The following is an 18,116-nucleotide window of genomic DNA, read 5'->3' as shown; positions in this document are numbered from 1 at the left end:
CTAACCATAACCGAAACTTTATCTGTTGGGGCAATCTGGTCAAGAAGGCGGGCCTGTTGTTAGTATCCCCATCCGTGCGCCCTTCCCAAGTAGAGCAGCCTCGCTTCCGCGACGCGCAGCAGCGTCTAGGCTCAGCCCAGGCTTTCCGCACCGGAGCACGCACCTATCACGACGCCCGCCCCGGCTATCCGCCCGAGGTCATCGAACTCCTGCGCGGGTTTCGGCGCGTCGTAGACATCGGGGCAGGAACCGGCAAGCTCACCGAGGCCCTGGCCGAGCACCACGAGGTATTGGCCCTCGACCCCAGCGCGGAGATGATTCGTCTTGCCTCTCGCTACGCTCCCTCCTGGCAGGCCACCGCCGAGCACACGGCCCTAGCCGAGCACAGCGTGGACGCGGCCGCCTGCGCGCAGACCCGGCATTGGGTTGACGTCCCCCAAGCCTGCGCGGAGCTAGACCGCATCGTGCGGCCTAAAGGCCAGGTGCTCCTCGCTTGGAATACTATCGACGTCTCCGACCCCTGGGTACTGCGCTTAACCCGCATCATGCACGCCGGGGACGTGCTGCGCCCCGGTTTTCTGCCCGCCATCGCCGCCCCGTGGACCATCGCCCAGGAATTGCGCACGCAGTGGACCGATCACCTCACCCCTCCGGAGATCATCGCCCTGGCGCGCACCCGTTCCTATTGGCTGCGCTCCCCCGCGCACATTCGGAACAAAATAGAAAAGAACCTTTCCTGGTATCTCTACGAACATTCGGGATACCAGGAAGGCTCTTCAGTAGCGCTTCCCTATCGCTGCGATGCTTTCGTCCTCTCGCGCACGCGCACCGCGATGCGCACCGGGCTACCGTGAAAGCCGAACTCCTCGCGCAACTTGCGCTCTAGGTAGCGGCGATAGCCTGCGTCCAGGAAGCCGGTGGTAAAGAGCACGATGGTCGGCGGCCGAGTGCTCGCCTGGGTAGCAAAGAGCACCTTGGGCAGGCGGTTATTCTTCATCGGCGGCGGATTCTTAGCTATGGTCTCGCGCAGCCAGTTATTCAACCGCCCGGTGGAAATGCGCTGATCCCAGCTCTCCAGGGCCTCCAACATCGCCGGTTCCAGTTTTTGCAGGGCGCGCCCGGTCTTGGCGGAGATATTGATGCGGCTCACCCAGGGCAGGTGTGCCAGCTGCAAATCCAGCTCGCGGTCGAGCTCCCAGCGGCGGTCCTCGTCCATGAGGTCCCACTTATTCATGCCGATCACCAGCGCCTTACCGGCGTCCAGAATCATCCCCAGCACTCGCTGGTCCTGCTCGGAGATCGGCTCAGAGGCGTCGATAAGCATGACGCACACCTCCGCGGCGTCGATCACTCCGCGAGTGCGCAGCGAGGCATAGTACTCATGGCCCCGCGCCGTGTGTACCTTCTTGCGCAGGCCCGCGGTATCCACGAACTTCCACAGGTGTTGGTCCAGCTGCACCAGGGAGTCCACGGGGTCCACGGTAGTGCCCGCCACGTTGTCCACCACGGAGCGTTCCTCCCCGGTGAACTTATTGAGCAGGGAGGATTTACCCACGTTGGGCTTGCCGACGAGCGCGACGCGGCGCGGGCCAGAGACGATCGACGCCGCCTTGGGCTCCTCGGGGAAGGAGGCCACGATCTTATCGAGCACGTCCGCACCGCCGCGCCCGTGCTGCGCGGAGACGGGGAAGGGATCGCCCAGCCCGAGGGCGTATAGCTCCGCAATATCGGCATATTGGGCATCGGAATCGAACTTATTGGCCACCAGCAGCACCGGAACCTCGGCGCGCTGCAACTTCCGGGCCATCACCTCATCGGTGGCGGTGATTCCCACCTTGGAATCCACCACAAAGACGATCACATCAGCTGTTTCCATCGCGGCCTCTGCCTGGCGCGCGATAGCGGCGTGAATCCCCTTAACGTTGGGGTCCCAGCCGCCGGTATCTTGCACCCAAAAGCGCTGCCCGGCCCAATCGGAGAGGTAACTCACGCGGTCGCGCGTCACGCCGGGGGTATCCTCCACCACGGCCTCACGGCGGCCCAGGAAGCGATTGACCAGGGAGGACTTGCCCACGTTGGGGCGCCCCACGATGGCCACCGTGCACAGGGCCTCCTTCTCGTGGTCATCCTCGTATTCCAGGGCCATCTCGCTATCCAGGATGAGCCCGGTGAGGTTATCAATCACCTCTTCCAGGCTCATCTGGGAGGTATCCACCACCACGGCGTCCTCGGCGGGGCGCAGCGGGGAATCCTCGCGGGTGGAATCGGCCTCATCGCGGCGAATCACATCGGCCAGCACGGCCTCGTACTCCACCTCGCGCCCGGCGGCGAGGTCCTGCTCATAGCGGCGCTGGGCGCGCACCTCGGCGTCGGCGGTGAGGTAGATCTTCACCGGGGCGTCGGGGAATACCACGGTTCCGATGTCCCGGCCCTCGACGATCGCGCGGCCCGCCTCGAGAGCAATCTTGCGCTGCTGGGCCACGAGGTTTTGGCGCACCTCGGGAATGGCCGAGACCACAGAAACGTGCTGGGTAACCTCCGGGCCGCGAATGGCCTCCTCATCGACTTCGGTGGGCAACTCTTTGGTCACCTCGATCACGGCCTGGGTATCCGCCGGGTCCACCCCGGCGCGCAGCACCGCCAGGGTGGCCACCCGATACATTGCCCCGGTATCCACGTAGAGGGCATCGAGCCTCTCCGCGAGAGCTCGGCAGGTGCTTGATTTCCCCGTCCCAGCGGGGCCGTCCACCGCTACGATCAACTCGCTCACATTCCCACCGCCTTGTACAAGCTAGCCAATTCAGAACTATTCAATGCACGCATGGAACCCGGCTTCTGCTCCCCCAGTTGCACCGTGTGAATCTTGGTGCGCACCAGGCGCTGCACGGGATAGCCGGCGGCCTTAAGCAGACGACGCACGATGTGCTTGCGCCCTTCGTGAAGTTCCACGCGGATGATGGACTGGCCGTTGTGGGCGTCTACCACCTGGACGTAGTCCACCTTGGCCGGGCCATCCTCCAATTCCAAGCCCTTGCGCAAGGTAGAAACGAGCGCGCGATCGCCCTCTCCGAGCACCGTGGCCATGTAGGTCTTGGTGATCTCGTATTTGGGGTGCATGAGGCGGTTGGCTAATTCGCCGTCATTGGTCAGCATGATGAGGCCCTCGGTATCGGCGTCCAGCCTGCCCACGTGGAAAAGGCGCTTGCCTGCGGCCACGCGCTCGCCCACGATGTCACCGATGCAGGGCCGCCCCATGTCGTCGTGCATGGTCGATTGCATACCGCGCGGCTTGTTGAGCACAAAGTACACGGTGTCCTCGTTGACGTTCACGCGCACTCCGTCCACGCGGATGATGTCTACGTTCGGGTCCACGCGCATGCCCTGGCGATCTACCACCTTGCCATTGACCTCCACACGCCCGGCGTCGATCAGCACTTCCGAGTGCCGCCGCGAGGCCACCCCTGCCTGGGCGAGGACCTTCTGAAGGCGAACTCCTCCCGCCGAGGGATTCTCGCGGCGCTCGTTGAGGCTCACGTTTTGGTGCCGCGCGGGGCGGGCAAAAGAGAGCTCGATGGGCTCGTCCTTCACAGATGCGTCCTTCCTTATATGCTTACTGTGCGCTCGTCATCCTACCCCTAGAACTCCTCATCAATATGATCGAGTTCCGGGAGCAGCGGGGCGAGATCGGGCAACCTATCCAAAGAGTCCATGCCCATGAGTTCTAGAAATAACTCCGTGGTGGCATAGGTATAGGGAGCCTCGGCTTCCTTGATGAGTCCGCGCAGCTGGAGCGTGCGCATCACGCCGTCCACATTGACTCCGCGCACCGCCGATACCTGCGCCCTCGTGACCGGCTGACGGTAGGCCACCACCGCCAGGGTTTCCAGCGCCGCTCGCGAAAGCCGGGTTTGGGTGCCATCGAGTACAAAGGCCTCTACCGCCGGGGCATTGGCCTGGCGGGTATAAAGCCGCCACCCCTCGGTATTTTCCCGCAGGTCAAAGCCCGATCCCCGCTCATCAAACTCTTTTGCTATGCCTTTGAGAGTATCGGCCACAACAGATTCCTCCGCCTCCACGGCCCGCGCCAGCGCCGCCGGAGTCACCGGGGTATCCACCACCAGCAAGATGGACTCAATCTGGGAGCGCAGTTCGTTCACGGAATCACCCGCACGTCCCCATATCCCGCCACGGTGGCCACGAGCGCCCCCACGCAGGCCCGCTCGCCGCGCGCAAAAATCAGCGCGCGTGCGCTCCCCGCCTTGGCTTCTAGCACGTCCCGCGCGTCCGCAAAGTACCCCTGCTCATCGACGAACTCGCGCACCAAGGTCTCATCTACCTCCACGGTGTGCACGTAGCCATCGGATTCCGCCTTTTCCGCGACGTACTCCATCGCCATCTCGGCTTTAATCGTCCCGCGTTTCTTCGGCTCGCCCAGGGCTCCCGACGCCCTCCCCGAGCCCTCCCAGGCGGCTAGTCCACCGTCGAGCACGGCGACGTTGCTCAGCCCCGCCACCTTTGCCATCCACCACACGGCGGCCGCGAGTTCCCCGTACACGATGACCGGGGTGTCGTCGCTAATGCCCAGCGCCTCAAAATCAACCCCCTCGTCCAGGTTCACCGCGATGGAACCGGGAATCCCCTCCCCTGGATTATCCGTGGCATAGAGCAGCACCGCCTTGTTTCGCAGTCCCGCGCAATGCTCCACATCAATAATCGCTGCCATGCGCACCACGATACTTAATCCCAATTGGCCGCAGCCACCACCGCGGGATCTACCTCTAGCCCCGTCCAGGCCACATTGAGTTCCCCAAGCGCCTCCGGTTGATTCACCTCCACCGCCTTGGCCTTATAGAGTTCCAGCAAAGCCAAAAATCTCCCCACGGCCTGCATGGATACCTCGCAATCCCTGGTGAGCACCGCAAAGGTCACCCACTGCTCAATGCCCACCAGCCGCAGCATATCCATGATGCGCCCGGCCTGTTCCGGCACGGACACCGCCACCTGGTGCAAATGACCCGTGCCCACCTCCTCCGGCGGGCGGGGGCGAAACACCCCGGCGGCAATCTCCGCGAAGCGCTCCCGCTCCGGAAGCCGCACCGGCGGCAATAACTTCGCGTAGCGCTCCTCCATGCCCACTGCCCTGGGATAGCGCCGCTGTGCCGCCCGCTGCCACTGGGCCAGCAGATCAGCCACCTTCTTATAGGCCCGATACTGCAAAAGGCGGGCAAAGAGCAGATCCCTGGCGGAGAGCAACTCAATATCCGCCTCATCATCTACCTCACCACGGGGCACCAATCTGGCGGCCTTGAGGTCCAAGAGCGTGGCGGCAACCACCAAAAACTCCGTGGTTTCCTCCAATTCCGCTTGTTCCCCCAGCAAACGGGTATAAGAAATGAACTCATCCGTTACCTCCGCCAGGGCCACCTCGGTGACGTTGAGCTTCTTGGCATAGATCAGCTGAAGCAGCAGATCAAAGGGGCCCTCGAAATTATCCAGGGCTACCCGAAACTCACGCTCGTTCAATGACTTCCTTGGCCAAATCGCGGTACTGCTCGGCCCCCTGAGAGCGCGGCGCCCAAGAAATAATCGGCTCCCCCGCCACGGAGGTTTCGGGGAAACGCACCGTGCGGGTAATCACGGAGTCAAAGACCTTATCGCCAAAGACCTCCACCACCCGCGACATCACCTCGCGGGCATGGCTCGTGCGGCGATCAAACATCGTGACCAGGATTCCCATAATGTCCAGATCAAAATTGAGGCGATCGCGCACCTTCTCCACCGTGTCCGTGAGTAAGGCCAGGCCGCGCAGCGAGAAGTACTCGCACTCCATCGGGATAATCACCCCGTGGGCGCAGGCCAGAGCATTCACGGTGAGCAGCCCCAAGGAGGGCTGACAATCCAGAATGATGAAGTCATAATCACGCATGACCGGGCGCAGCACCCGCGCCAGGGTCTGCTCGCGGCCCACCTCATTAACCAGCTGAATCTCTGCGGCAGAAAGGTCAATATTCGCGGGCACCAGGTCCATGCCGGGCACGCTCGTGCGGTGCAGCGCGCTATGGATACTCGCGTGGTTATCCACCAAGAGGTTGTACACCGTGATGTCCAGTTCCTCGTGGGCCACTCCCAGGCCCGCCGAGAGTGCGCCCTGCGGGTCTAGGTCAACGAGCAGGACTTTACGGCCCAATTCCGCCAGGCAAGCCCCCAGGTTGATCGTCGAGGTAGTCTTACCCACCCCGCCCTTCTGGTTGCAGATTGCCACAATCGTGGCCGGCCCATGCTGAGCCAATGGAGCAGGCTCGGGAAGCTCACGCAGCGGCCGCCCGGTGAGCCCTACGGACTCAACATCACCCACAGTCATACCCACTTCCTTGACTGGAAACTACACCGGTGTTATTTCACTCCTAAGCGTACAGCCTTCGCCCCGCCACCACAGAAACAAGGGAGCAGGCTTGACTAAAGCATGTGCTTTCCCTCCGCCTATTTCTTGTCTATAGGGCTCTAAGCAAGTACGTGCCTAGACCACACCAACCCCGCAGCTCGCACAGTGATAATCAAAACTGAGCCGTTGCGCCAGCCTTTAAAACCAACACACTATTCCGCCCACGATGAGGCAACAGCAGATCTTTGCCTCAGCAGAAGCGGGAGCAAGAAGGCATTGATCCCCGTAACAACTCCCGCAATAAGAAGAAGCTCCCACGGCCCCGCGGAGTTCCACAACACTGCTCCCACCACGCCACCTAGAGCATCGCCAACGAGAAAAGCGGTCTGAGAAGCCCCGAAAACAAAACCAACGGCAGCGGCGGGAATCACCGAAAATTGAATCGTCTCCTCAGCGGTAGCAGCCAAGGCAAGAAACGCCGATCTTGCCACAAACACGGCAACCACCACCACAGCAGGCAGCTGTAGAATCCCAGCCGCAAGCAAAGTCAGCAGGGCCGTAGCGCTCTCCGAAACCACAAAAAGACGGTACGGACGCTCAGAGGTCCCCACCTTTGCCATCACGGCCGTTGCGGCGATTTGCGAAAGGCTCATCACAGAAATAGCAACGGAAGCCCCCGCGCATCCGTTAAACCAGCCCTCGTGAAAATCACCGGTATATAAGGGGCAACCAAGCTCACATAGAAACCAGAAAGAACCCCAAGAACCGCAAGTTTAACCACCAGCACTCGCGTAGCGGCCTTATCGTGCACCACATCATTATTTTTCGCGGGAACAGCGTATCGAGCCGAACGACCCGCAAAAGAAATCCACGCAACCGCAAGCATTACAAGGAACGGAGCCATCAAGAGCGCGGTCCGCTGGCCTGCCTCCGCCTGGCTGGCCAGCGCAAAGATCAGCGCCGCCCCTAGCGTTCCCACGAATACGCCAGACTGATTCCCCAAACTACGCGAGGCCACGATCTTGGGAATCTCCTCGTCAGCGACCCTTGAACGAATCCACGGGCGAATACCCACGAGTGCGAGCGAAGCCCCAGCCCCCGCGATAGCCGAGAAGATCACCGACGGGACAAGATCCGTAAAAATCCTTCCGCCAAGACCAAGGGCATATACGAAAGCACCCAGCCTCACGGCGTTGAAACCACCTAGGCGATCAGCCAAGTATCCCCAAGCAAAGGAAAACCCACCAACGACGGCCATCACTGCATAGCCGACCCCAAATGCGATCATCGCACCCCGGCCTTCAAAGTACAGGGGCTGTGCGACCTTGGACATCCACATGCCTGCCGTGAAAAGCAGGGAGAAGAAAATTACTTGTGCGCGCATACTAGAGAATGAAACCCGGTTCAGATGAAAGAAACATCACATAACTATATAGCCGTGGCGTCTATCATTACTTCAAACCCTATGGAGGTCAAACGCCCCAACCGCTACCGGCTCCTCCGCGCCTCCCCGGAAGGGACGGAGCAGCTAGGCCCGAGGGTGCGCCTGCCGCCAGGCTGTGCGCAGGCTATCCGCGGTGACGTGGGTATAAATCTGCGTGGTGGTCACCGAGGAGTGCCCTAGGAGTTCTTGCACCACGCGCACATCGGCCCCGCCTTCGAGCAGGTGGGTGGCAAAACTGTGCCTCAGCGTATGCGGGGAAATGTGCTTGGTCATGCCCGCGGCCTCGGCCCGACCTTTGAGAACCGCCCAACTGCTCTGGCGGGAAAGCGCTCCCCCACGCTGATTGAGCAGCAGAGCGTGGCTGCGCCCCTTGCTCAGTGTGGGACGGCCCCGAACCAGATACGCCTCTACCGCGCGCAAGGCGGCACCCCCCACCGGCACCATGCGTTGCTTGGAACCCTTACCCGTGAGTATGAGGACGTCGCCCATATCGTCCACGTTGAGCGCCACGATCTCCGAGATACGCGCACCCGTGGCGTACAGCAATTCGAGCAGCGCGCGGTCACGCAGGTCAATGGGGGTCTCGGAGGGAATGGAATCCAGCAGCGCACCGACCTCCTCAATGCTCCACACATCCGGCAGGTGTTGGCCCGTAGAGGGCGGGGAAACCTCCCGCGCCACGTCCACGCTAAGCGCCCCCTCCTCCACGGCAAAGCGGTGGAATCCGCGCACCACCACCAGGGCGCGGCCCGTCGAGGTGGCCGAAAGCCCACCGCGTTGAATATCGGCTACGTAGGCCTCAATATCGCCCTTGGTCACGGCGTCGAGGGGCTTATCCAGCCAGTCGAGGTAACGGTAAAGGTCCCGGCGATAGTTGCTCAACGTATTAGCACTAAGGCCCCGCTCCACCGCCAGGTGATTAAGCCAGATCTGTGCCAGATCCACGGCGTCTCCTCGCCAGGGCCTGCGGGCGCAATTCAAAGGGGGTATCGGCGGGGCGCGTTGCCTCGGTAGCCGCAAAGATTCCGGCAATCGCCACGGAGTTGATGATCTCCCCGCGCAGCACCATCTCCTTTGCCTCGGAGAGTGGCACCCAGGCCAATTTCATATCGGCCTCCTCATCGTGGGCCTCGGGGCGTTCCACCTCGCTGAGATCGGTGGCCAGGAATACGCGGGTCACCTCGTCGCTGATACCGGGGCTCACCGCGACGTCGAGAAGCATGGCCCAGGTGCCTGCGCGGAGCCCAGCCTCCTCATGGAGTTCGCGGCGGGCAGCCTCCAAGGCGCTCTCACCGGCGACGTCGAGCAAACCCGCGGGGAGCTCCCAGAGGCGTTGCCCCAGGGGGTGCCGGTACTGATTCACCAACGCAATGCGCGAACCGTCGAAGGCCACCACGGCGGCGGCGCCAAAGTGCTCTACGACCTCGCGGTTGGCGGTGTTGCCGCCGGGCATGGTGACGCTATCGCGCCGCACGGCGATAATCGGGGCGTCGATAAGCAGGGTGCTCTGCGTTACTTGATACACGCGGCGATGAGTCCTTCAAAGAGGGGGTGGGCCTTTGTGGGGCGGGACTTGTACTCCGGGTGCGCCTGTGTGGCCACGAGGAAGGGGTGATCGGGGTACTCCACGAACTCCACGAGGTTGCCGTCCGGGGAGGTGCCGGAAAAGACCAGGCCGGACTTCTCGATTTGTTCGCGGTAGGCGTTATTGACCTCAAAGCGGTGCCGGTGCCGCTCGGATACCTCAGTGGTTCCATAAAGGCCCGCCACCACGGAATCCTCCTTGAGACGCGCCGGATAAGCCCCCAGGCGCATAGTGCCGCCGAAGTCGGCGTGGCCCGCTACGATCTCCTCTTGTTCCGCCATCGTGGCGATGACGGGGGCCGGGGTTTCGGGGGCGAACTCCGTGGAGGAGGCCTGCTCGATTCCCACGCTGCGGGCGGCCTCGATCACCACGCATTGCAGGCCCAGGCAAATACCCAGCAGCGGCAGGTTATTCTCCCGCGCGTAGCACACGGCCTCGATCTTGCCCTCGATGCCGCGCACCCCGAAGCCTCCGGGGATCACGGCAGCATCGCAATCCCGGAGGGCTGCGGTCCCCTCGTCTGCCGGTATCCATTTGATATTCGCCCGCAGCCGGTGAGCAAAGGCCGCCGCGCGGATCGCCTCCACCACGGAAAGGTAGGCGTCAGGCAGGTCGATGTACTTGCCCACGATCCCCACCGTGATCTCGCCCTGGGGGTGGTGCACCCGATCAAGCAGGTCTGCCCACGTGCTCCAATCGACGTCCCGGAAGGGCAGACCGAGGCGGCGAATGAGGAAGGTATCGAGGTGTTCCTTATAAAGCACCTCGGGAATGTTGTAGATGGAGGCGGAGTCCGCGCAGGAAATCACGCCCTCCTCGTCCACATCGCACATCAGGGCAATCTTGCTCTTGAGCGCGGGCGGAACCTCGCGGTCGCAGCGCAGCACGAGGGCATCGGGCACGATACCGATGGAGCGCAATTCCGCCACGGAGTGCTGGGTGGGTTTGGTCTTAAGTTCCCCAGAGGGAGCCAGGTAGGGCACCAGGGAAACGTGAATGAAGAAGATATTTTCCCGGCCTACCTCGTGGCGCACCTGCCGCACGGCTTCCAGGAAGGGCTGGGATTCAATATCTCCCACCGTGCCGCCGATCTCGGAGATCACCACATCGGCTTCCTCCCCCATCGCCAGAATACGAGACTTAATCTCATCGGTGATATGCGGAATCACCTGGACCGTCTTGCCCAGATATTCCCCGCGGCGTTCCTTGGCAATAACGGTGGAATAGACCTTGCCGGTGGTCACATTGGCCTTGGCCGTGAGGTTCCTATCCAGGAAACGCTCGTAGTGGCCGAGATCGAGGTCGGTTTCCGCCCCGTCCTCGGTGACAAAGACTTCCCCGTGCTCAAAGGGGTTCATGGTGCCCGGATCCACGTTGAGGTAGGGATCGAGCTTTTGCATCGTCACCGAAAGGCCGCGAGCGGTGAGAAGCTGCCCCAGACTGGCGGCCGTCAAGCCCTTCCCCAAAGAGGAGACGACGCCTCCGGTAACAAAAATGTACTTAGTGGCCGTTTTCACGGAACCTCAGTTTAACACATCCCGCAGCTGTAATACCACGCTGACCTGCTCAGAAACCCGATCTACCTCCCGAGCCGGAACCACGGCACTGCCCCTGGTATCCAGGGCCTCAGCGAAGTTATCCAGGCTCACCTTGGCAAAACCCTCATCGTCTCCGCTGAGAACCACGATTCCCTGAGCAGGAAGGATCGTGCCGCTGGCATAGGAAATAAAACCGGCATCGCGCAGGGCGATGAGCAGGTTAGCGCGCTCCTCCTCCGTGGCCTGTGGTGTGCCTTCCGGCCCCAGCATGAGGGCGGAGCCCAGGGCCTCGCCCGCGTGGGTGCCGGGGTCTAGTTTGTTCTCGGAGAGTTGAGCACCGGCCGGGAGCGTGTTCGTCACGATGGTTTTGAGGCTATCGGCCCCATCTTGCTCGGTAAAGCGCGGTTCCAGGGTGATCTGCCCGGCGTCGATAGCCCCGGCCTGATTGAGCCAGTGCCGCACGGAGGAAACCCGATCCGCGGCATCGGCCGTGGCGAAAATCAGCACGGGGCGCTGGTCCAGGGTGCCGGAAAGAGCGCGGGGGGCGAGGTTGCCCACCACGCTATCGGAGGAATCCGCCTCCTCGGCGCTGTGTGCGGCGGCCTCTTCGGCACGGGCCACGGCCTCCTCATCGCTGTGGTCCACCGGGGCGAGCACGAAGGCACCCAAGGCCGAGCCGATGGCAATGCCGAACCCCAAGCCCGCGATGACCAATCCTGACTTTGCCATGCGTTACTCCTTAAACCAGCCCTGGACGGTGAGTGCCAGGTTATTCCAGGTGTCGATGAGGTTATCGTTAAAGCTCCCCGAGCCTCCCAACCCAGCGATGAGCACGATGGCGGCGCAGGCTACCAGCACTCCGAGAATCGCCCACAGCCAGGCGATTCCTCCACTGGCGGGGACGATATAGAGGTTAGCCATAGCATCGGCATCAACGAGTTTGGTGCCCACCTTGGCGCGGGTTACCAGGGCCGCGGGCTTGTGCTGACCCGCGAACATGCCGTCGAGGTTCAGCGGGGCACCGGCATTCACGATGAGTTCCGCCCCGTGGTACTCCGCCAAGAGCAGGGCGAGGTCCGTGGCGGAATCGGTGGCCGCCGGAAAGGTCATGGCGCCAATTCCCAAGTCTTGAATACGCTCCAGGCCGGAGGCGTGCCCATCGGCATCAGCGGGGAGCACCACGCGGGCTCCGCTGCGCAGCGTTTCCGCTCCCACATTGACCGGGTTACCCACGATGAGGTGCGGGCGGTAGCCCATCTCCACCAACGTATCTGCGGCCGATTCCACGCCCACGATGTAGGGCTCATACTCGCGGATAAAGTAGCGCAGGGCTTCGACTTGCTCGCGGTGCCGTGCCCCGGGGCTGACCACGAGGGTTTTGCGCCCGCGAATCTCCTCCCCGGTATCGGGGATACCCAACCCATCCACCAGCAAAGGAGCCTCGGAGTTAATGAACTCCACGGTGTTGCCAAAGTAGGCCTCCATGCGCTCCACCAGGGATTGCTGGGCCTCGTTAAAGGCCTTTTCCGTCTCCTTACGGTCGAGCACGCGCCCGTCGCCCAGGTGCTTCTCCCCGTGGTATACGCCGCCTTCCTCAGTGACGCGTCCCTTCTTGCCATCGCGCAGCCCACCGAGGGGGCCAGCGGAATCAATGAGCGTAATGGAGGCATCGAGCAGCATGGTGGGCCCGAAGTTGGGCACGGCCCCGGTGCTAAAGGCGGACTTATTCACCACGGCAGCGGGGCGAAGGTCGATGAGGTCCTGCGCAAGGCGGCGCGAAATATCCGAGGCATCAATAATGGCGATGTCCCCCTGGGAAAAGCGCTTCAGGCCCTTACCCTGCGGGGTGCAATCGCGCAGCACCCCGTGTCTACCGGGGAGATCGTCTTTGCGGGAGAACAGACTCATGTGTCACATCATTGCGCGTTCTCTTCCCCAAGTGGTGAAGGCGCGCGGGAAAACTCCTGGGCTCGCTCCAAGAGTTCCGCGGCATGGGCCAGGCCGGTGGCGTCCACCAAGCCCGCGAGCATACGGGCGAGTTCTTCCACCCGGCGCTGCCCGGTGAGGCTCTGCACCTCCGAGGTCACGGTATCGTCCTTGGCCACGTGCAGGTGCGTATCCGCATAGGCCGCCACCTGGGGCAGGTGAGTCACGGCAATGACCTGGTTGTGCTGCGCCAGGCGGGAAAGACGCTTCCCAATCTCCATCGCGGCGCGGCCCCCCACTCCGGCGTCCACCTCATCGAATACTAAGGTGGTCCCGGGAGACACCCCGGCCAGCACCACCTCCAAGGCCAACATCACGCGGGATAGTTCGCCGCCAGAGGCCGCGGCATCGAGCGGGCGAGCGGGGGCTTCGGGGTTGGCGGCCAGCAGCAGGGATACCTCGTCCAGGCCATAGGGGCCGGGCTCGCCCTTGTGAATATCCACGATGAGTTGCGCCTTCGGCATCGCCAGACCGTGTAGTTCCTCAGACACGCTGGCACCGAGTTCGGTGGCGGCTCGGTGCCGCTCCTTGCTCAGTTTTTCGCCCTGAGTATGCACGCACCGATACGCGGCCTGCGTTTTCTTCTTGAGTTCCGCCAGCGCCTCCGTGGAGGTATCCATGCGGGAGAGTTTTTCGCGCGCCTTGTCCCGCCAGGCAATCACCCCCTCAATGTCCGGGGCGTACTTCCGAGTGAGGCTTTTAAGCTGGTACTGGCGCTGCAAGGCCTTTTCCAGGGCCTCGGGATCGGTAGGGAGTTCGGAGAGAAAAGCGCCTAATTCCGCCGTGATCTCCCCAAGGCTGGAAGTAATCGCGTCGAGCCGCTGGCCGAGTTCTTCCAGCACGGGGTCCCCCGTGAGCGCGCTGGCCGCCCGACCCAAAAGAGTAGAGGCGGGATCGGCCTCGTCGGTCTCCCCGAAGGCCTCCGCGCCGTCGATAGCCGCCAGCGCCGTGGTGGCCTGTTCCCGCAAGCTATCGACGTCCTGCAAGCGCCGCACCAGCGCCAGAAGTTCGGTTTCTTCCCCCGGCTGCGGATCTACCTCGTCGATTTCTTTGAGAGCAAACTCTAAGCGGTCAGCCTCCTGAGCCAATTCGCGCCGCGATTGGGTGCGACGGCGCAGGTCACGCTCTAATTCCCGCCACTGCTGATAAGCAGCGCGGTATTCCTCCAGGTCCAGTTGAGCGTACCTATCTAGGGCTTCCCGCTGCTGCTCCGGGGAACGCAGCCGCAGTTGATCGTTCTGCCCGTGGATCGTGAGCAAACCCTGGCTAAACGACGCCAAGGTGGCCGCTGGAACCGAGCGTCCGCCCAGGTGAGCACGGGAACGCCCATTGCTCGATACGGTCCGCGAGGCGATGAACTCACCGTTCTCGTCGGGCTCCCCGCCCGCTTCCTCTACTATGTCCGCCGAATGAGACCCCGCGAGAAAACGTCCCTCCACCACCGCTTTGGTGGCGCCGTTGCGGATACGGGAGGCGTCAGCACGCCCTCCGGTGAGCAGGCGCAGGCCGGTAACCACCATTGTTTTTCCCGCGCCCGTTTCACCCGTGAGCACCGTGAGCCCCGTGCTGAGCTCCGTGGTGGCGCGGGGAATCACGCCGAGGTTCTCAATGGTGAGTTCAGCCAGCATGGTTATCCTTCCTACCACGCCACCCCTGCACCGGCAGATCGAGTTTGGATACCAAGCGATCGGCAAAGGGGGAATCGTCGAGCCGCACCCAGCGCACCGGGCGCTTGCCCTTGGCCACCTCCACCCTGGAACCGGCGGGCATGGTGACCTCGCGGAAACCGTCCATCACCACCCGCGCCGGGGAAAGGGATTCCACCGCCGCGGTGGAATGGGGGCTCATCACCAGGGGTTTGGTAAAGAGCGCGTGGGCATTATTGGGAACCACGAGGATGGCGTCAAGCTCCGGCCACAGCACCGGCCCCCCGGCGGAAAAGGCATAGGCCGTGGAACCCGTGGGGGTAGAGATAAGCACGCCATCACAGCCGAAGGAACTCACCGGGCGCCCATCCACCTCCAGGCTGGCATCCAGTACTCCGTGCCGATGCACATTCTCAATGCTCACCTCGTTGAGCGCCCACCCCTGAGCGATGGGGGCCAGCGATTCGGAGAGCACGGTGGCGTCGATGGTCATGCGATCTTCCACCCGATAGTCGCGGTCAATCACCTTCCCCACGGCCTCTTCCAGCGACTCCGCCTCCCATTCCGCCAGGAAGCCCACGTGGCCGAGATTGATGCCCAGCACCGGGAGATCGGCCTCATGGGCGAGATCCGCTGCACGCAGGAAAGTACCATCGCCACCCAGGACGAGCACCAACTCCACGCTCGGGCTCACCCCGGCGCTGGGCGGCCGCACGGTGATATTCCCCGCAGCCAGGAGTTCTGCGGCTCGGCCCGCGGCCTCCACGTTATCGCCCATCGGCGGAACCAATAGCACCTCGCGGCTCATTGCGGGCCCTCCTCTACTGCCTTGGCCACCATCGCGGCGACGTCTTGTGCGGGCGGTGCTCCCTTGGTCAGCCACAGGAAAAACTCCACGTTGCCCTGCGGACCCGGCAGTGGCGAGGCCACCACCTGACGCAACCCCAGGCCCAGTTCCTGAGCCTCCAGGGCCACCTGCTCGGTGACCTCCGCGCGCAGGGCCGCGCTGCGCACCACACCGCCGCTGCCCAGGCGCTCCTTGCCCACCTCGAATTGGGGCTTCACCATCGGAAAGAGGTCCCCGGTAACGCACTGGGCCAGGGCCGGCAACACCAGACGCAGGGAGATAAAGGAAAGGTCTCCCACCATCATTTCGCAGGGTCCACCGATCTGCTCCGGGGTGAGGGAGCGGACATTAGTGCGGTCATGCACCTGCACGCGAGGATCGTTTTGCAGCCGCCAGAGAAGTTGACCATATCCCACATCCACGGCCACCACCTCGCGCGCGCCTCGGCGCAGCAGCACATCGGTAAAACCACCCGTGGAGGCTCCGGCGTCAAGCACGCGCTTCCCCTCGGGGCTGACCCCAAAGGCGTCGAGAGCCCCGATGAGCTTATGCGCCCCGCGCGAGGCCCAGGTATCCTCCTCCGCAGCCTCCACGCGTATCGACGCCCCCTCTTCCACCACGGTGGCTGGTTTCAGCGCAGGGAATCCCCCTACTACCACGCGGCCGGAACGAATCATGTCCACCGCCTGCTCCCGCGAGCGGGCAATCTTGCGGCGCACCAGTTCCGCGTCCAGCCTTCTGCGCATCAGCCTTCCTTCCTTTTGAGGGCACCCTGCAAAACCTCATGGGCCTGCTCTAGAATATCCACTTCCTCCCCCAGCGTATCCGTGGGCTGGGACAAGACCTCAGCCAGGCGCTCCGCCAGTTCCTCCGGGTTCATAGAATCTCGGTAAACGGCCCCTCCCAGGCCACCGGAAGGAGGGTGAGAAGGCGTTGGTGCTCCGTGCCCTCGCCCTCCACGATGATCCTGGTGCCCTCGCGGCGGACTCGGAAATTACCTTGTGGACCAGGACGTAGACTCTGCGGTTCCTCGTGCAGACCGCTCAGGTCCGGGGCCACATAGGTGGGGCGCTGCTCCGGGGGTGCGATGAAGAGATCCTGCGCCGTGGATACGCCGGTGAGCACGTGCAAGGTATCCATGCCAGCGGCCACTCCCCCGGCGATGTCGGTATCCAGGCGATCACCGATGACCAACGGCTTCCGAGCGCTTTGTGCGGCTTGTTCAAACATGCGCGTCTCCGGCTTACCCGCCGATACCGCCCGCACCCCTGTAGCGGACTCCACCGCCGCGACCATCGAGCCATTGCCCACCAAAAAGCCCCGCTCCGAGGGCAGGGAGGTATCCCGATTCGAGGCGATATAGCGCGCGCCCCGCGCAATCGCCAAGGCCGCCTCAGATAGCTCCGCCCAACCCGTCTCCGGGTTATGGCCGTGCAGCACCACCTGCGGGTTATCATCAGCACTATCGACGACCCGCAGGCCCGCTTGTTCTGCAAGGTTACGGAAGGATGCTGCACCCAGGATCAGCGCGGAGGCTCCCGGAACGAGCTCTTGGGCCAGGGAGATCGCCGCCTGTGCCGAGGTAAGCACCGTGCCCGTGGGCAGGCCCATCGAAGCCAGTTTGCGCTGGACTTCCTCGGGGGCTTTGGATGCGTTATTGGTCAGATAGATGGGGTCAAGGCCCCGTAATGCCGCTGCTGCCCCCGGAATCGGAGTATCGCCGTGCCATACGGTGCCATCGAGATCGAAAAGCAGGGCATCGTATTCCTGTGCCAGGCTCATAACCGCTCCTGGGCATCAAAGAAGCCCTCGGTATCCAATTCCACCACGCGCTGGAACCAGGGCTTTGCCTCTTCTTCACGCCCCGCCGCTACTAGGGCATCGGCATAGGCATAATCCAAACGCGCCGCGCTCAGGCCCGTGGCCTCCAAAGAGGGCTGTACCCGTTCTAAGGTCAACACCGCAGCATCGAACTGCTCCAAATCCTGGCGAGCCCCCGCCAGGACGATAGCAAGCTCAACGGCGGACTCGGGATCGAGCTGCGTGGCCTCTTCCGAACGGCCAATCTCGATAGCCTTGAGCGGACGCCCCAGGCCGCGCTCTGCATCCGCCATGAGAGCCAAGAGGCCCGGGCCACCACTCATGCGGCGCGCCGCGCGCAACTCCGAGAGCGCTTCTTTCCACTCTCCTGCTCGGTAGGCGGCAATGCCATTGGTCTCCCGAGCCACGGCCACCCGACCTGCGCGGTTCTTAGCCGCGCGGGCATGGCGCAGGGCCAACTGAGGGTCCTCATCCATCAAAGTCGCCGCCATAATCATGTGCTTGGCTACGCTCTCTGCGTTCTGCTTAGAGAGGACGCGAAGATCTTGGAGCACCATAGGATCGAGGTCGCGGATATTAATATCCTCCGGCAACTCCGGCTCATTATCCCGATTCTTCGCACGCTCCTCGCGGAAACCAGATCGCTGAGGATTCGTGCTATTCCGGCTACCGGCGCGCTGAGAATGCCGACGCTCTCGATTCATATGCTGCCTTTCCACGAGAAAAATTATACCTAGACACAAAGAAGGGAGGGTAGGTGTGACCCTACCCTCCCTCTAATTTTTGATGAAGTTTTAGTGTTGGCGGCAACCTACTCTCCCACACCCCAACGAATGCAGTACCATCAGCATGAAATGGGCTTAGCTA

The 18,116-nt window shown here is 62.8% G+C and carries 20 protein-coding genes; 1 reads left to right on the top strand and 19 read right to left on the bottom strand.

The annotated features are described in order from the left end of the window. Positions 1-74: 74 nt before the first annotated feature. Positions 75-854 (top strand): class I SAM-dependent methyltransferase, encoded by a 780-nt coding sequence (locus Clow_RS08785; protein ID WP_082418619.1) that lies wholly within the window; start codon positions 75-77, stop codon positions 852-854. Here the strand turns inward: Clow_RS08785 and der are convergent. From der to Clow_RS08695, 19 genes are all read right to left on the bottom strand, one after another. Then, a complete protein-coding gene (gene der / locus Clow_RS08780; protein WP_055178417.1) occupies positions 791-2,770 on the bottom strand; it encodes a ribosome biogenesis GTPase Der in 1,980 nt (659 codons plus the stop codon). The genes Clow_RS08785 and der overlap by 64 nt on opposite strands. Next, positions 2,767-3,588: a pseudouridine synthase gene (locus Clow_RS08775; protein WP_082418618.1), complete on the bottom strand. Its 822-nt coding sequence runs from the start codon at positions 3,586-3,588 to the stop codon at positions 2,767-2,769. Before Clow_RS08775 ends, der begins: the two co-directional genes overlap by 4 nt. Positions 3,589-3,635: 47 nt before the next feature. After that, positions 3,636-4,157, bottom strand: a complete 522-nt coding sequence (gene scpB / locus Clow_RS08770) for an SMC-Scp complex subunit ScpB (protein ID WP_156334830.1) — start codon at positions 4,155-4,157, stop codon at positions 3,636-3,638. After that, positions 4,154-4,723, bottom strand: coding sequence for a sulfurtransferase (locus Clow_RS12085; protein WP_245625741.1), 570 nt, complete (start codon positions 4,721-4,723; stop codon positions 4,154-4,156). The genes scpB and Clow_RS12085 overlap by 4 nt, the downstream gene beginning before the upstream one ends. Positions 4,724-4,737: 14 nt before the next feature. Then, positions 4,738-5,523 carry a segregation and condensation protein A gene (locus tag Clow_RS08760; RefSeq protein ID WP_055178413.1) on the bottom strand — a complete coding sequence of 262 codons (786 nt, stop codon included), beginning with the start codon at positions 5,521-5,523 and terminating at the stop codon, positions 4,738-4,740. Continuing rightward, a complete protein-coding gene (locus tag Clow_RS08755) occupies positions 5,510-6,361 on the bottom strand; it encodes a ParA family protein (RefSeq protein ID WP_055178412.1) in 852 nt (283 codons plus the stop codon). Before Clow_RS08755 ends, Clow_RS08760 begins: the two co-directional genes overlap by 14 nt. 233 nt (positions 6,362-6,594) lie before the next feature. Beyond that, positions 6,595-7,035 carry a hypothetical protein gene (locus tag Clow_RS08750; RefSeq protein ID WP_055178411.1) on the bottom strand — a complete coding sequence of 147 codons (441 nt, stop codon included), beginning with the start codon at positions 7,033-7,035 and terminating at the stop codon, positions 6,595-6,597. Next, positions 7,035-7,766 (bottom strand): hypothetical protein, encoded by a 732-nt coding sequence (locus tag Clow_RS08745; protein WP_156334828.1) that lies wholly within the window; start codon positions 7,764-7,766, stop codon positions 7,035-7,037. The genes Clow_RS08750 and Clow_RS08745 overlap by 1 nt, the downstream gene beginning before the upstream one ends. Positions 7,767-7,910: 144 nt before the next feature. Continuing rightward, a complete protein-coding gene (xerD, locus tag Clow_RS08740) occupies positions 7,911-8,771 on the bottom strand; it encodes a site-specific tyrosine recombinase XerD (RefSeq protein ID WP_055178409.1) in 861 nt (286 codons plus the stop codon). Then, on the bottom strand, positions 8,746-9,351 hold the full coding sequence (locus Clow_RS08735) for an NUDIX domain-containing protein (RefSeq protein WP_055178408.1): 606 nt from the start codon (positions 9,349-9,351) through the stop codon (positions 8,746-8,748). The genes xerD and Clow_RS08735 overlap by 26 nt, the downstream gene beginning before the upstream one ends. Next, positions 9,339-10,928 carry a CTP synthase gene (locus tag Clow_RS08730; protein WP_055178407.1) on the bottom strand — a complete coding sequence of 530 codons (1,590 nt, stop codon included), beginning with the start codon at positions 10,926-10,928 and terminating at the stop codon, positions 9,339-9,341. Before Clow_RS08730 ends, Clow_RS08735 begins: the two co-directional genes overlap by 13 nt. 6 nt (positions 10,929-10,934) lie before the next feature. Continuing rightward, entirely contained in the window at positions 10,935-11,678 is a 744-nt protein-coding gene (locus Clow_RS08725; RefSeq protein ID WP_055178406.1) for a copper transporter, read from the bottom strand. A 3-nt stretch (positions 11,679-11,681) separates the two neighbouring features. Then, a complete protein-coding gene (gene steA, locus Clow_RS08720) occupies positions 11,682-12,857 on the bottom strand; it encodes a putative cytokinetic ring protein SteA (protein ID WP_055178405.1) in 1,176 nt (391 codons plus the stop codon). An 8-nt stretch (positions 12,858-12,865) separates the two neighbouring features. Further along, on the bottom strand, positions 12,866-14,563 hold the full coding sequence (recN, locus tag Clow_RS08715; protein ID WP_055178404.1) for a DNA repair protein RecN: 1,698 nt from the start codon (positions 14,561-14,563) through the stop codon (positions 12,866-12,868). Continuing rightward, positions 14,553-15,389 (bottom strand): NAD kinase, encoded by an 837-nt coding sequence (locus Clow_RS08710; RefSeq protein WP_055178403.1) that lies wholly within the window; start codon positions 15,387-15,389, stop codon positions 14,553-14,555. The genes recN and Clow_RS08710 overlap by 11 nt, the downstream gene beginning before the upstream one ends. Then, positions 15,386-16,174 carry a TlyA family RNA methyltransferase gene (locus Clow_RS08705; RefSeq protein ID WP_055178402.1) on the bottom strand — a complete coding sequence of 263 codons (789 nt, stop codon included), beginning with the start codon at positions 16,172-16,174 and terminating at the stop codon, positions 15,386-15,388. The genes Clow_RS08710 and Clow_RS08705 overlap by 4 nt, the downstream gene beginning before the upstream one ends. Continuing rightward, positions 16,174-16,308 (bottom strand): hypothetical protein, encoded by a 135-nt coding sequence (locus Clow_RS12175; RefSeq protein ID WP_281175676.1) that lies wholly within the window; start codon positions 16,306-16,308, stop codon positions 16,174-16,176. Before Clow_RS12175 ends, Clow_RS08705 begins: the two co-directional genes overlap by 1 nt. Next, positions 16,305-17,210 (bottom strand): HAD-IIA family hydrolase, encoded by a 906-nt coding sequence (locus tag Clow_RS08700; RefSeq protein ID WP_055178401.1) that lies wholly within the window; start codon positions 17,208-17,210, stop codon positions 16,305-16,307. The genes Clow_RS12175 and Clow_RS08700 overlap by 4 nt, the downstream gene beginning before the upstream one ends. Continuing rightward, on the bottom strand, positions 17,207-17,968 hold the full coding sequence (locus Clow_RS08695) for a tetratricopeptide repeat protein (protein ID WP_245625740.1): 762 nt from the start codon (positions 17,966-17,968) through the stop codon (positions 17,207-17,209). Before Clow_RS08695 ends, Clow_RS08700 begins: the two co-directional genes overlap by 4 nt. Between the last annotated feature and the right edge of the window lie 148 nt (positions 17,969-18,116).

This window comes from Corynebacterium lowii, assembly GCF_001412085.1.
Classification (GTDB): Bacteria; Actinomycetota; Actinomycetes; order Mycobacteriales; family Mycobacteriaceae; genus Corynebacterium; species Corynebacterium lowii.
This window is presented reverse-complemented; position numbering and strand designations above follow the sequence as displayed.

What these genes read in the sequence shown, in the direction of transcription:
- Clow_RS12085 (WP_245625741.1), bottom strand. Translation starts at nt 4,723, where the DNA reads ATGGCAGCGATTATTGATGTGGAGCATTGCGCGGGACTGCGAAACAAG.
- Clow_RS08755 (WP_055178412.1), bottom strand. Translation starts at nt 6,361, where the DNA reads ATGACTGTGGGTGATGTTGAGTCCGTAGGGCTCACCGGGCGGCCGCTG.
- Clow_RS08750 (WP_055178411.1), bottom strand. Translation starts at nt 7,035, where the DNA reads ATGAGCCTTTCGCAAATCGCCGCAACGGCCGTGATGGCAAAGGTGGGG.
- Clow_RS08745 (WP_156334828.1), bottom strand. Translation starts at nt 7,766, where the DNA reads ATGCGCGCACAAGTAATTTTCTTCTCCCTGCTTTTCACGGCAGGCATG.
- Clow_RS08725 (WP_055178406.1), bottom strand. Translation starts at nt 11,678, where the DNA reads ATGGCAAAGTCAGGATTGGTCATCGCGGGCTTGGGGTTCGGCATTGCC.
- steA (WP_055178405.1), bottom strand. Translation starts at nt 12,857, where the DNA reads ATGAGTCTGTTCTCCCGCAAAGACGATCTCCCCGGTAGACACGGGGTG.
- recN (WP_055178404.1), bottom strand. Translation starts at nt 14,563, where the DNA reads ATGCTGGCTGAACTCACCATTGAGAACCTCGGCGTGATTCCCCGCGCC.
- Clow_RS08710 (WP_055178403.1), bottom strand. Translation starts at nt 15,389, where the DNA reads ATGAGCCGCGAGGTGCTATTGGTTCCGCCGATGGGCGATAACGTGGAG.
- Clow_RS08705 (WP_055178402.1), bottom strand. Translation starts at nt 16,174, where the DNA reads ATGCGCAGAAGGCTGGACGCGGAACTGGTGCGCCGCAAGATTGCCCGC.
- Clow_RS12175 (WP_281175676.1), bottom strand. Translation starts at nt 16,308, where the DNA reads ATGAACCCGGAGGAACTGGCGGAGCGCCTGGCTGAGGTCTTGTCCCAG.
- Clow_RS08700 (WP_055178401.1), bottom strand. Translation starts at nt 17,210, where the DNA reads ATGAGCCTGGCACAGGAATACGATGCCCTGCTTTTCGATCTCGATGGC.